Source organism: Chryseobacterium lineare (assembly GCF_977014045.1).
In genome coordinates, this window is sequence record NZ_CDRNIQ010000001.1 from 2,024,457 (window position 1) to 2,038,283 (window position 13,827).

Below are 13,827 nucleotides of genomic sequence, written 5' to 3' on the forward strand. Positions count from 1 at the left end.
TGTAAACAATTAATAACATGTACAAAGCAAGCATCGAATATCTAAAGTCAAAAGCGATCTACATTGATGGCAAGGATAGAACTGATGAGATAGAATCTTATACTTTTGAGGGTAATAAGTGTGTTGTGGAATATAAAAGCAGTGAGAAAACGTATTCTTATCCTCAAAATAGAATTAAAATCGTAAAATCAGCTATTCAAAGTGAGAGAGCAGGAAATATTTTTTCTTATCTAAAGGCGATTGCAGAAAGTGTTGGTTTGAAGACAGAGGAAGGCAATAACATTCTTGCCAATAGCTATGGGAGTATTAGCTTTATTCCTGAGACTTCTATTCTGTACAATTATCTTAATGGGAAAGAACCTAGTAAGAATTACCACGCCTCTCCTATTGAAATCTTTCCTTTTGGTTTTAATCTAAGCCAGAAAGCTGGAGTTGACAAAGCGTTTTCAAATCCGCTAAGTGTTATAGAAGGACCTCCCGGAACAGGAAAGACCCAGACTATTCTTAATATTATTGCCAATGCCGTAATGAATAATCAAAGTGTGGCTGTTGTTTCAAGCAATAATTCGGCGACAAAAAATGTTTTTGAGAAACTGGAGAGCAGTGGGGTTTCTTTTATAGCAGCATTATTGGGGAGCAGTCAGAATAAAAAAGAATTTATCGATGCTCAGACTGAAATCCCGGATCTATCAGATTTTAGATTAGAGGAAGAACAGGAACAATCCCTTATGCAGTCTACTCCCCTTCTTTTTGCTGAACTTGCTGAAAAGTTGGAATTAAAGAATGAATTGGCTTTGCTTACGCTGGAAATCGATAAGATCAAAACAGAGCATCAGCATTTTACGGATGATGTCGCTTTGGTAACGGAAATCCGTTTTAAAAAGAATGTCAGTTCAGATCAGCTGCTTTCTTTATGGGTGACGTTGGAAGACTATGAGAAAACAGGTAAGAAGTTTTACTGGTGGCGTAAACTGATATTTCCTTTTCTGTATGGGGTGAGAGATAAGATTTTCTATACCTTAACGTATGAAGAAATGATCAGGATTGTTCAGTCAAAATACTATGGAGTAAAAATTTCAGAGCTTAGTCTCCGAAAGCAGGAGCTGCAAAATACGTTACAGCATTTTTCCTTCCATGATAAAATGAAAGAATATACTGAAGGATCGATGCAGCTGTTTAAAAACAAACTCTACCAAAAATATAAAGAACAAAAACGTTCAGAATATACTGAATGGGATCTTCGTTTTAATTCAGAAGAATTTATCAAAGATTATCCTGTCATTATGAGTACGACTTACTCATTGAGAAGAAGCCTTGCCGAAAATGTAGTCTACGATTATGTAATTGTTGACGAATCTTCACAAGTGGATCTTGCAACAGGTGTACTCGCATTATCCTGCGCAAAACAGGCCGTTATTGTAGGAGATCTAAAACAGCTTCCCAATGTCGTGGATTCCGAAACCGCAGAAAATACAGATCTGATCTTTAAGAACTATGATATTCCGGAACCTTATCGCTATTCTAATCATAGCCTGCTTTCTTCTGTCACAGAAGTATTTCCGAAGGTTCCTAAAACATTGTTAAGAGAACATTATCGTTGCCATCCTAAAATCATTGATTTTTGTAACCGTAAGTTTTACAATGATCAGTTGATTATTCTTTCTGAAGGACAGACGGAAAGAGAGCCTTTATTAGTCTACAAAACAACTGAAGGCAATCATGCCCGACAAAGAGAGAATCAGCGGCAGATTGATGTGATTATTAAGGAAATCATTCCACAACAAAAGCTGGAAGGTGTCAATCTCGGAATTGTAACGCCTTACCGTAATCAGACCTTAGCGCTACAGAGTGTATTTCAAGGAACAGATATCAAAGCCGATACGGTGGATAAGTTTCAGGGAAGAGAAAATGATGTGATCATTCTGTCTACAGTAGACAACGAAATCTCAGAATTCACCGACAATCCGAACCGTCTGAATGTAGCCATTTCGAGAGCCAAAGATCAGCTGATTCTATTGGTGAACGGAAATGATAATGACAATGACACCAACATCTCAGACCTGATCCGATATATTGATTACAATAATTTTAGCACGATCAATAGTGAAGTACACTCTATTTTTGATTACCTTTACAAAGGATATGAAGAAAAGAGAAGAGCCCTTTTAACAGATCAAAAAAAGAAATCTGTTTTCGACAGTGAGAATCTTATGTATGGGCTAATCAGGGAAGTTTTATCTGACGATCAATTTTCAAAATATGGTGTTATTCTTCATCACCCATTGAGAAATTTACTGTTAGATTTTTCCAAATTAACTGCTGAAGAAGAACGATACGCCAGACATCACGCTACACACCTTGATTTTCTGATCTATAATAAGCTGGGGAAAAACCCTGTATTGGCTATTGAAGTTGATGGTTATAAGTATCATAAAACGGAAAGCCGACAAGCCGAAAGAGATCGTATGAAGAATGAAATCTTGGAGAAGTATGGAATTCCGTTGGTAAGGTTTTCGACAACGGGAAGTGGGGAAAGAGAGAAGCTGATAAGCTTACTAAAAATATTAACAAACTAATAGTAAGTCCCTTACAAAAGTTGCAAACGGTTTCTTATTAGGAAGATAAAATTATATGCTTAATAGATAAGTGTTTAATAAAACCCATCTCTGTATAAATGATTTTAGACCAACGATATTACTTCTTGAGACCAATACAGCATTTCTTATACTTTTTTCCAGAGCCGCAAGGACATTGTTCATTTCTACCAATTTTTTTATGACGGCTCAAATTATTGTTAATTGGAAAATCCCTAACAGTTAATGTTTCCCGAACCATTTTTTTAGTTTCTAAGAAATTAATGTTTTTATTTGCATCCGAATAATACAAAATATCTTCTTCGGACCAATCCTTTGCGTTAAGTAGGATGAAATCCTCAGAATTGGTTTGAGTAAATTTAGGAGCGTCAATAGCAATCCCTATTATTTTTTCATATTTAGGAAATTTGTTTTTTGTAACACCACATGCAATTTCAAGCAGCGCTTGTCTTTTAGGCCTATATTCATTATCGTAATCTCTATTTCTGGGATCGTGTAATTGTAAAAAGACATAAACTTTATCTTTATAAAAGGATGGCATAATAGATAAATTACGCATAAGCGTTGTCCCATCTCCAGGAAATCCCTCTATAGCTCGTGTCATAAGATCAGACAATGTTCTTCTAAAAAATCTAGGTTCTTTGGCCATTTCACAAATAGCGCTTTCACCTTTAAAGATGTTACTATTTCCTTTAAGAGTTTGATCTAAGGCATTTTGAGTAGTATATTGAAGTAAATTATCCCACAGCTCAGATGTTTTATTTGCTTCTTTTCTCCTTTTGTACAAAGCTGAATTTTCAAAGGAGTTCCACGCGCCTTCGGAAATCATAATACTGGTTGCTTTTTCATCTATAACTCCAACAAAATGTTTTTGCTTTACCGAATCAAAGTTTTGAAAGTAATTAGCTAACAGGTCTTCTTCTCCACAATAAATAATACTATCGTAGTGTTTTAAAGCCTTCTCTTTCTCTGAAAGATATTCAGAAAAATCGTATACAGTATCTAATTCTTTAAGAATGATTTCTAAATTAAAAGTATCAAAAATATGAACAGGCTTATTACTGTCGAGCTCCACAAGAAAAGGAATATCAAGTCCTAATCTTTCCATTTTACTGTAAGTTACAGCAAGACTTCCGTTAATATTTTCGGTTGAATGCCGCAAACAAGCTTCCGCTGCTCCATGTGCAATAATAATACTGTATATAGTTAAATTTTCATGAGGTATGAGTATCGGAAAAGGTGTTGTTTTTTTACTATCCAAATATATTTTATCGCGATTTTCAAGTACATATCTTCTTGCTCCTTCCGCTGTTCTTATTTGATTCTCAATTACATTTTTGTGCCAGCGTTTCCATTGCACATCAATATCACCCTCCAAATTATCGAATTTCCTACTTTCACGATCAAAAAATAAAAAAATCTTATTGTCAAAGACAGCCATTAAATCGCATAATTCCTTTGTATCTTCTTTGTAAGGATTTGGATAAGACCATAGTTTTAAGAAAGTAGCATCACATAGTTTTGCCAATATTCTTTCTGTTTCAGTATAACCTGTAGATTTTTCAATTGCCATTAGTTTTAATCTTTAAGAGATAATGTAAGGTAGCAAATATTTAGTGAGTTTCCCATAGTTTTATTCTTTTTTATTTGTTAATCAATGTTTTAAACATTCCTAATGTAAAATTTTGAGACTACGGAAAACCGTAATTAGTTCCTTTAAAGTTCATTTAGATTTGTAGATATAAAATTAACTACAATGAAAAAATCATTACTTTATCTGGTATTACTTCTCTCTGTTATTTCGTGTACAAACTATTACACTGTTAGTCTTCAGGAAGATACACCTCTTTACTACAGCAGTGACAGCAGTAGATCAGTTACCATTATTCCTAAAGATACGGAAGTTTTCTTGTCTTCAAAAGCTGGTAAGAAAAATTACAGCAAACTTAAATGGGGAAATTATTACGGGTGGGCTTATAAACCCAGCTACACAGCTTATAGCGGCTATTCTAAAACCTCATCGTACTCTTCTCCATCAGTAAGATCATCTTCTAGTTACAGTTCTCAATCAAATTCAGGTGGTTCAGTACATGTTAAAGGTTATACGCGAAAAGATGGTACCTATGTTAGACCGCATACAAGGAGTGCACCGAGAAGGAGGTAATTGCAATCAAAATTGATTGTCTCAAAAATACCTTGTCCACCCTTTCTGAAACCAACGGTTACGGCTTTCCGTAATGAAAATGGTGACCAAAAATTTACTTTTGATCTGGTATTAATCTGTTTTGATATCAAAATAATTATTAATTAATCTTTATTTGTACTATGAATACAATCGAAGCAATCAAACCAGGGCCCAAGCCTAAAAAACCAGATGGAGAACCTGACAGAAGAAGAAGGGTAAACCCTCCCAATCAACCAAAGCATCCAAAACTAAAACCTCACGAACACGAAAAAGGGGATTAGACTTGGATAAAATGTAAAATGTAGAAGCAGCTCATTGGCTGCTTCTTTAAATTATTATTTTTTTGAAATTAATTCTTATTTCCAAATTCAAATGATGTACTGAAATCTTCTTTTAGAATGATAAAAGCATCAAACTTTTTACCGTTTTTACTTTTCATATTCTTGATGAGTGATGTTTTGTTTTGAGTTAATAATAAAATAAGATCTTTACTACTGAGTTGAACTCCGCATATGGTTCTGAAGAGAATCCAATTACATTGTTCATCTGGACATTTTACAATTTTATCCCTGATAATAAGATGATGTTGTTGGCATTTGGGACATTTTAATTGGGGAATATTTTCTTGGGGAATATGGAGTGATAAAAGTTCGTTGGTGATTTCTGCTGTGTAGTGTTGGATGTCGTTCATGAATTGAGCTTTGTCCATTTCACCTTTTTCAATTTTATCAAGTGCCATTTCCCATTCTGAGGTCATCTGGACATTGGCTATTTTTTTGTCTTTGACAAGATGATAAACCTGTAAACCTTTATCAGTGGGAATTAATGTTTTGCTTTTTCTGGTGATATAGTTTCTGCTGAGCAGGGTTTCAATAATAGAAGCTCTGGTGGCTGGAGTTCCTATGCCTATGTTGGAGAGTGCTTTCTGCTCTTCTTTGTTTTCAATAGATCGGCCAGCATTTTCCATCGCTGATAAAAGATCAGCTTCTGTGAAAAGTTTGGGAGGTTGCGTTACTTTTTCCAGTAAGTCGGTTTTTGAGATCTTCAGCTCATCGCCGATTTTGAGTTCCGGAAGTTCAGTAAGAACTTCATTTTTATTATTGGAATTTTCATTATCAGTGAGAATTCCTTTGATGGCTCTCCAGCCTTTGTTGAGTATTTTTGATCCCTTGATCTGGAATTCATAATGATGAACTTTGATGGTGATGTGGTTGACTTGTTTGGTACAGGCATGGGATAAAGATTCCAATAAGCGGTAAGCAATCATCTCGTAAATGGCTTTTTCCGTAGCGGTAAGTGCAGAAGGTGTTTTGGTTGTTATGAGTAAACCATGATGATCTGTCACTTTTAAATCATTTACAATCCGCTTGTTGAAGTTTCCGAACTTTAAAGTTGATACAGCCGTTTTGAATGAGTCCGATGTATTGAGAATTCTGACCAGTTCAGGAATTTCAGTCCATAAATCTTCAAGAATATACTTGCTGCCGGTTCTGGGATAGGTAATGAATTTTTTTTCATACAAGCTTTGGGCAATCTGTAAAACCTCATCGGCAGAAAGGCCAAGCTTTCTGTTGGCTTCTTTCTGTAATTCCGTGAGATCGAAAAGTAACGGAGACTGTTCCTGCACTGTTGTAATGGATACATCTTCTACAACAGCTCTTCCCTCCCGCTCTATGGATTTTTGGATTTGTTCTGCCTGCTTTTTTTCTTCCCATTGTAATAGTGAAAGGCTGGTGAAGTCTGTATATTCTTTTCTATGGCTCAGCTGGATTTGAAAGTACTTTTGCTTGGTGAAGTTTTGATGTTGCAGGAATCTATGACAGATGAGAGCAAGCGTTGGTGTCTGCACTCTGCCTAATGAATAAACGTCTTGGTTTCCGGCAATAGTTAATGCCTGGGTAGCATTGATTCCTACAAGCCAGTCCGCTTCACTTCTTGCTTTTGCGGCCTGATACAATCCATCAAAGGCATCGCCTGGCTGAAGGTTTTTAAATCCGTCCTGTATTGCTTTTTCTGTAAGGGAACTGATCCATAGTCTTTCAAAAGGTTTATTGCATTGTATGTAGTGATAGATATAGCGGAAGATCAACTCTCCTTCCCTTCCGGCATCTGTGGCGACAATGATACTGCTGCATTGACTGATGACTTGCTTTATGGTGTTGATTTGTTTTAAAGCCGAAGGATCAGGCTCATAGCCTTTTGCTTTCTTTAGTTTTTTGGGAGTTAGAATAAAAGGGTTCGGAAAGATAGGCAAAGAGGCTTTGTTAAAGCCTCTTATATCATAATCCTCCGGCATTCCTAATGCGATCAGATGTCCTAATGCCCAGGTGACACAATATCCGTTCCCGGATAAATAACCATTTTTCTTTTCATGGGCTCCTAACAGTTGTGCGATTTCTCTTGTGACGCTCGGTTTTTCTGCGATGATTGTTTTCATATGATGGATTTAGATGATTATTATAGTTTTTGCCCTCTTGGTTTTCTAACCTTTTTTTGCTGATCCTCCTGCTGTTTATTGGCAGGCTGCTGCTGTTTTGATTCTAAAGGCTCCTCCACATTTTTAGTAGCTTCATTGGTTCTACCATGGGTGTTAACCGCAGTTTGGGTCTTATGATCTTCTGTAGGTTTTGCTTCTTCTTTGAACTTATTAGGATGATTGAATGAAAAGTCGGTTTTGGAAGTTTCTTTGTTGAAGGTAATATAACCTTGATAGGCTTTACCTTTAGCATCGGTAAGGCCATCAACGTACACGGTTTGCCCGGCTTTGAACTTTTCATATTGTGAATCGTCCAGTTCTTTTCCTCTGAATATTTTAGGTGCTTCTTGATCAGTATGTTGAGTTTGTTGTTGGTTATGATGATGCTGTTGACTTTGTTGGAGTGCCTGGTTATTGTTGAACAGAAATTCTACATACCGCTTATCCGCGTTGAACTGTACGGTGGCATCGAAAGATTCTCCTTTTTTAGAGGTCATACCTTCAAGATATAAAGGTTTTCCTTCCAGTAAGATTTGTTTCTGATGTTCATCAAGCCTAATTCCTTTAATTTCATCAGGAATTTTTATGTACTCCGCTCTATAGGCAACCAGTTCATTGGTTAGACGGTCACGGCTGATGACAGATGGAATGATTTCATCTGTTTTAGGATTGACCAGATCTACTACCCTACCCATATTCCCGGTTTCTTTCAGGTTCTTTTTGTCTTCATCACTAAACTGATGACCCAGGAATTTATTATTGAGGTTAGGTTCTTTCCGAATACCGTGCAGATGAACGGCAACCTGTCCTGTATCTCCTGTTTGAAGAGATAATCGAACATCCATCTTGCTGACTGCTGTTCCTAAATTAATGGTGATGGGAATTAATGTATTGGTTTTAAAACCTCTGAGTAATGAATCCATAGCATTCATTTTTTCAAGCTTCTCCTGATTAAGTCCGAATTTTTCCATCGTTTTCCAGTCGATCTGTTCAGGCTGAAAACGATATTCCTGATTGTCTGTGTTGTTGTCCATTGTATTTTGATTTTTAGGATTGTTATTATGTTGAGGTAAAACTTCGTAGTCTTTCAGCTTTTCTTTTTCTTCAAGTGATGCCTGATCGAAATATTTTTGAAGATCCTTGGCGGTATTAACAGCATCGTATTCTGAAACTTTGAAAAAGTTGAAATGCGTCGGATTTTTAAGCTGCCGGTAAAAGTTGGAAAAAAAGTTAGAGAATAGATCGCCGTGTTTATCAACCCTGATCAACTGCTCATTATCCTTTTTTTCTTGTGGAGGAACTTTTTGAAGATTCCCATCTTGATCAATTCCTTTGACCATTTCAACCTGATTGGTATGAATGTTCAGGACAAGGAGTGTGTCTGTTGCCGGTTTGAGTTCATTGGGTTCATGAGGGTTTATCAATTCATTTTCCATTGTATTCCATTTAATGGAACCAAGGTATAGGCTCAATTAAGAGAATCCTAAAGATTGGAATGGTGATGAATGGTTTGGCTGTGGATGACTTTTTACTATCAAGAGTTTAAACATTCTCGGATCAATTGATGGACATCAGAAAGCTTATAATACAGCTTTCCGCTGATGGTATAGTAAGGCAGTTTCTTATCAGTCCGGTACCGCTGTAATGATCTTGAGCTTATCTTTAAAAGCTGTAAAACATCCTGGTTATCCAGAAGTTGCTCTCCGTCTACTTCTATAAATCTGGACTGGTTCTTAAGCATCTGTTCTTTCAGTAGGTCAAATCTTTCCATGATTCTTTCCATCCAGGCAATAAATTCTGTTCTTTCGATATTCATAACTGTGATTTTTATGATTGTTGGTGATGTAAAATTGAACAAGAGAAATCATATAAAATCACTACTTTTTCGTAGTAACGAAAAAAGAATATAGAATGATGGAATCTTTGACAAAAGGATTGTAACTTACAAAGCATTTGATAGTAAGGATAACCGATTATGAGTGAAATGTCTGATTTTAAAGAAAATTATATTAAACAACTTGAAAAAGAAGCGGAAAAAGCATTAAAAGACAATGAAAAAATAATTCATGATTTTATACGTTTTGCTGCGACTAAAAATGTAGCATTAAGTACTCAGGATTTTAAATACACCCAGATTTCAGGTATTGTTGTTGAATCACCTGACATCCTTTTGAAGTTAAATGAAGATTTAGTTCCTGATAAAGACGGTCTATTAGATTATAAATTGCTCAGTTTTAAATTTAAAAAACAAATATTCTCTGACGGCTATTTTTTTGCAGACAATTATATAACAATGGCTAGTCCATTATTCCGACGAAGCTATTCCTCGTTAAATGGCTTCCAGCCTAGATTCATTAATAAATTTTGGGCTATGGAGCCTACCACTTATGATGAAATAAAAATAAGCTTGGATCAACACAATTTAAAAATTGATGTAAATAATGCTGCCATCTTAGAGTTAGATACTTGGTATGGTTCTGTTTTTAATGAAAATGTAGAAAACATTTCTGATCAATTGGTAAAACTAAGGCCATCACCGGATTTTAATGAGTCGGAAATTAACTTTTTCTTTGCAGATACATACTCCTTAGATATCAAATGGGCTTTATCAAAAAATATTAAAACGTTTCAGGCAGAAGAATTTAAAAGTGAACATATTAAAGTAAAAATTGATGATATTATTTATTTCCCTGTCAGATATATCCATGCAGAATTTGATATGAATACCCTTAGTTTTAGACATTTTGATGGAGCTTTTCATTTTTATACGGAAGAAGAATATTTCCGAAGACGGGATTCTGACCTTAACTACAACAGAAAAGATGATTCCCAAATTAAGTCAAAGTCAAAAAAATTGTTTAAAATAAATGGGAAAATACCTGTCGAAACTTGGGTAGATCTGACAGGTCATTTTTTTTCTAGAAATCCCTTGATCTATGAATATTTTAATGGAGAATATCCTCCTAATATAAAAGAAATTTTAGACTTAAAACGAAAGAATCAAACCTCTTAAAAATCCTTGAAAAACTATGAAATGTTGGATATGTCAAAATAATGAAGCAAATTCCGAGGAACATAAATTTAAGTCCTCAGATATCAGGCGTCAATTTGGTAAGTCATTTGATGCCATCTATTACGATGGTGAAAATTCGCATCCATTCAATTCACCAAAAGATAAACTGATCAAATTCCCAAAAGTAATTTGCATTGACTGTAACAATAACCAGACAAGAAATGCAGATATTGCATATACCGAATTCTTTGAAAATATTGATCTTATCAATAATATGATAGAATCCTCAAACCAAATTAACTATAAAGAGATCTTTGGTAATGATTGGAAATTGTCTAAAATGAACCTCTATCGATATTTTGCAAAGCATGCGGGATGCAAAATTATGACAAGTAATTTAGTGGATTATGTAGATATTACTCCACTGAGACTCTTCATCTTAGGACAGGAGCAAATAGGTAATTTTTATATTAAAATATACTTTAATAGGGTCACAAAAGAATTTACTGATTATCTTAAACTCGATCAAAACAATAAGTATAGAAGCAATATTGCGTTCGGATCAACTATATATATTGGACAAGGCAATGATACCGGTTTTGCAGGAAGTATTATAAATGGCTCCCTTCGTATAGAATGGTTTTATGGTAATCAAAATAATTTTAATAAAATTATTGATTTCAATACACATGTTGATAATGTTGAAATATTAAATACTGATGACTTTTATCCCAAAGCCTTGAAAGATTTCCAAAATGAAGATTTCTTTTCTTATTTGAATTTTGGAAAATATCATTTAAATGAAGAAACTCTTAAAAACGATTATCAATCCGTCTTCAAAAGCTTACAGATTGGGTAATATTAAACGAAATGTCAGATTAATTCGTTCTTTCATTCCCAGGATTGATTTCGCAATGCGATGCTCCCAGTTTTCCTGAAGATCACCTTTCATGATAAGTAAAGAACCATGAGGGAGTGGTAAACTGTATTTGCTTTGATGGTGGTCTTTTTTTCTGAAATCAAAGTTTCTGGTTTGTCCAAGGCTAATGGATGCAATAACAGGACGCTTACCATATCGGCTTTCCTTATCCCGATGCCAGGCAACGGAGTCATTATGATCACGATACAGGTTTAATAGGACACCATTGAACTGACAGCTAAATTCCTTCTCAATTCTTTGTTTTAAAGAAAACAATTCAGGAGTCCATGGGTTTGTTGGCTTTTGATCTGCTTCAGAATCATTATATTTTGAATCACCATACCAAGCGGTCAATCTTGGAGTGAGCACCATCTTATCGTACATTTTTTGAGTACGCTGTTCCCAGGGAGCAGTTTCCAACAATTCGTTTTTAAGCAGGTCGGCTTCTTCCCTGTTCAGGAAATTTTCTCTGTATTCCAAAAGGTCTTTTGGAAACTCATAAAATTCTTCTGCATCAAATAAACTCAGCTGGGTCATTTAACTTTAAATTATAATATTTATCTTAGCAATATCCCGTTACTACGGGATTTTTTTCATCATTTGTGTTTACTTCCCTTCGGGGAAGTTTTTTGATTATGCTATGTACTCAAAATAAATTCAATTCTTATCTCCCATTTTTTCTTTGATCTGTCTGATATCAGTTTTAATTTCTGTGATAAAGTTTTGAATATGATGTTCTGCAAATTCATCAGGCTCATATTCTTTGGTATTAATACTACAGGCAAATTCCCAGATTTCTTTAATTTCAGACAATGGAATTTTATAGGGCTCATAAAATTGATTGTCAGCCTTCACCCATATACCATCTGCTTCATGAAACTGAAACCTTTTATAACTGATACCATCATTGGTGGTAATGAAAACATACGTTCTGTCCGTTTTCAGGTCCGAAAGATTTTCTACATATTTTCCCACGATATAGGTTCCGTTCTTATAGGGGGGCATTGAATCTCCGTCAGCTGGAAATGCCCTAAACTTACCCCCTTTTAAAAAAGGTAATGATATGGTCTCCAGGCTTTCTATGTATTCCGGATCTCCATATCCATTCAGGTAGCCCATAGAAGCTTTTTGAGGGATAATCTCAATCTGGTTGTTTCCATCCTGATCAACCTTTATAGGCAGAACAATCCTATTCTCAGGAAGCTCCATAATCTCATCAATTGAAAATTTACTGAGATCTACAGTCAACAATAAGTCGATGCTTATGTTATAGAATTTTGAAATTCTAAGCAATATTTCAATAGGAGGTTCTGTTCTGCCATATTCATAGGCTACATATCTGGATCGGGTAAGAATTAATAGATCTGCCAGTTCTTGCTGAGTCATATTTTTCTTTCCTCTCAAAAACACGATGTTATCAGAGAATTTTGACATTGTTACAATTTTAGACAACAAAAATACAAAATATGTTTCAAAACGTGACTAATTTTGTTACATGGAAAGAGCAATTGTACATATGGATTTGGATACGTTCTTTGTTTCCTGTGAAAGGCTGAAAAACTCTGAACTGGAGAATAAGCCTGTCATCATCGGAGGTGGAGACCGTGGTGTAGTGGCGTCATGCTCTTACGAAACCCGCTTTTTCGGAGTAAGAAGTGCAATGCCGATCAAAATGGCTTTGCGGCTATGCCCCGGAGCCAAAGTAATTAAAGGAGATATGGAAATGTATTCCAATATGTCCCATAGGGTAACTGAGATTATCCGGGAAAAAGTTCCTGTTGTGGAAAAGGCAAGTATCGATGAGTTTTATTTGGATCTTTCCGGAATGGATAAGTTTTTCGGATGCTATAAGTGGACCCATGAAATTGCTGAAAGCGTACAGAAAAATACAGGATTACCGATAAGTTTTGCTTTATCCACCAATAAAACCGTCTCCAAAATCGGAACCGGGGAATCAAAGCCAACCGGAAGATTGGAGGTTAAACAACGTGACATCCAGCCATTTTTGAATCCGCTTTCAGTAAAGAAGATTCCTATGGTTGGCGATGTGACCTTTCAGTTGCTGTCAAGACTGGGGATCAGAACGATACAAACGCTTTCAGAAATGCCTGTTGACGTTCTTCAGCAGCTGATTGGCAAAAATGGAAATGAACTTTGGAAAAAAGCACACGGGATTGATGAAACCCCTGTGGTTCCCTACTCTGAACGAAAATCCATTTCTACAGAAGACACTTTTGCCCAGGACAGCATAGATATTCAGGGAATCAAAAGTATTCTTTCGGGAATGGTTGAAAAGCTCTGTTATCAGCTCCGGGCAGAGAAATGGCTGGTATCGGTAGTGGTGGTTAAAATCCGATATTCCAATTTTGATACGGAAACCAAACAATGCAGGATTCCTTATACTTCAGCTGATCACACCCTGCTCAGGTATGTTTTGGAATTATTCACAAAAGTATATACTAGGCGTATGAGAATAAGACTGGTCGGCGTAAAGTTTACCGGACTGGTTCACGGATGCCATCAAATGGATCTTTTTGAAGATACAGAAGAACTGATCTCCCTGTACCAAACGATGGATAAAATTAAGAACAGGTTTGGAACTTCAAGTGTAGGAAGAGCTTCAGGTTTATTAAAATAAGT

Annotated in this window: 12 protein-coding genes; 6 read left to right on the top strand and 6 right to left on the bottom strand. The window is 35.6% G+C overall.

The window, feature by feature from the left end:
- Window positions 1–17: 17 nt before the first annotated feature.
- Window positions 18–2,576, top strand: coding sequence for an AAA domain-containing protein (locus ACWNCI_RS08800; RefSeq protein WP_449388023.1), 2,559 nt, complete (start codon window positions 18–20; stop codon window positions 2,574–2,576).
- A gap of 118 nt (window positions 2,577–2,694) precedes the next feature.
- Here ACWNCI_RS08800 and ACWNCI_RS08805 read toward each other — a convergent pair whose 3' ends face one another.
- The gene (locus ACWNCI_RS08805) at window positions 2,695–4,167 is read right to left on the bottom strand and encodes a YecA family protein (protein WP_449388024.1); all 1,473 of its coding nucleotides are present in this window, start codon (window positions 4,165–4,167) and stop codon (window positions 2,695–2,697) included.
- A 183-nt stretch (window positions 4,168–4,350) separates the two neighbouring features.
- On the opposite strand from ACWNCI_RS08805, the gene ACWNCI_RS08810 reads away from it, so the two are divergent.
- Window positions 4,351–4,758: a hypothetical protein gene (locus ACWNCI_RS08810; protein ID WP_449388025.1), complete on the top strand. Its 408-nt coding sequence runs from the start codon at window positions 4,351–4,353 to the stop codon at window positions 4,756–4,758.
- A gap of 161 nt (window positions 4,759–4,919) precedes the next feature.
- Window positions 4,920–5,060: a hypothetical protein gene (locus tag ACWNCI_RS08815; RefSeq protein ID WP_165690254.1), complete on the top strand. Its 141-nt coding sequence runs from the start codon at window positions 4,920–4,922 to the stop codon at window positions 5,058–5,060.
- A gap of 68 nt (window positions 5,061–5,128) precedes the next feature.
- Here ACWNCI_RS08815 and ACWNCI_RS08820 read toward each other — a convergent pair whose 3' ends face one another.
- The 3 genes from ACWNCI_RS08820 to ACWNCI_RS08830 form a co-directional block, all read right to left on the bottom strand.
- Entirely contained in the window at window positions 5,129–7,216 is a 2,088-nt protein-coding gene (locus ACWNCI_RS08820) for a DNA topoisomerase 3 (protein ID WP_449388026.1), read from the bottom strand.
- Window positions 7,217–7,236: 20 nt separating this feature from the next.
- Window positions 7,237–8,691 (bottom strand): DUF3945 domain-containing protein, encoded by a 1,455-nt coding sequence (locus tag ACWNCI_RS08825; RefSeq protein WP_449388027.1) that lies wholly within the window; start codon window positions 8,689–8,691, stop codon window positions 7,237–7,239.
- Window positions 8,692–8,789: 98 nt separating this feature from the next.
- Window positions 8,790–9,071, bottom strand: coding sequence for a helix-turn-helix domain-containing protein (locus tag ACWNCI_RS08830; RefSeq protein WP_002980966.1), 282 nt, complete (start codon window positions 9,069–9,071; stop codon window positions 8,790–8,792).
- Between the two features lie 168 nt (window positions 9,072–9,239).
- On the opposite strand from ACWNCI_RS08830, the gene ACWNCI_RS08835 reads away from it, so the two are divergent.
- Together ACWNCI_RS08835 and ACWNCI_RS08840 are read left to right on the top strand one after the other, a co-directional pair.
- On the top strand, window positions 9,240–10,268 hold the full coding sequence (locus tag ACWNCI_RS08835) for a hypothetical protein (protein ID WP_449388028.1): 1,029 nt from the start codon (window positions 9,240–9,242) through the stop codon (window positions 10,266–10,268).
- A gap of 16 nt (window positions 10,269–10,284) precedes the next feature.
- Window positions 10,285–11,127, top strand: a complete 843-nt coding sequence (locus ACWNCI_RS08840) for a hypothetical protein (RefSeq protein WP_449388029.1) — start codon at window positions 10,285–10,287, stop codon at window positions 11,125–11,127.
- Here the strand turns inward: ACWNCI_RS08840 and ACWNCI_RS08845 are convergent.
- Both ACWNCI_RS08845 and ACWNCI_RS08850 read right to left on the bottom strand, forming a co-directional pair.
- Window positions 11,113–11,724, bottom strand: a complete 612-nt coding sequence (locus ACWNCI_RS08845; protein ID WP_449388030.1) for an alpha-ketoglutarate-dependent dioxygenase AlkB family protein — start codon at window positions 11,722–11,724, stop codon at window positions 11,113–11,115. The two genes, ACWNCI_RS08840 and ACWNCI_RS08845, sit on opposite strands and share 15 nt — an antisense overlap.
- Before the next feature lie 120 nt (window positions 11,725–11,844).
- Window positions 11,845–12,621: an XRE family transcriptional regulator gene (locus tag ACWNCI_RS08850; RefSeq protein ID WP_449388031.1), complete on the bottom strand. Its 777-nt coding sequence runs from the start codon at window positions 12,619–12,621 to the stop codon at window positions 11,845–11,847.
- A 61-nt stretch (window positions 12,622–12,682) separates the two neighbouring features.
- Between ACWNCI_RS08850 and dinB the strand changes: the two genes are divergently transcribed.
- Window positions 12,683–13,825, top strand: a complete 1,143-nt coding sequence (gene dinB, locus ACWNCI_RS08855) for a DNA polymerase IV (protein WP_449388032.1) — start codon at window positions 12,683–12,685, stop codon at window positions 13,823–13,825.
- The last annotated feature ends 2 nt before the right edge of the window (window positions 13,826–13,827 follow it).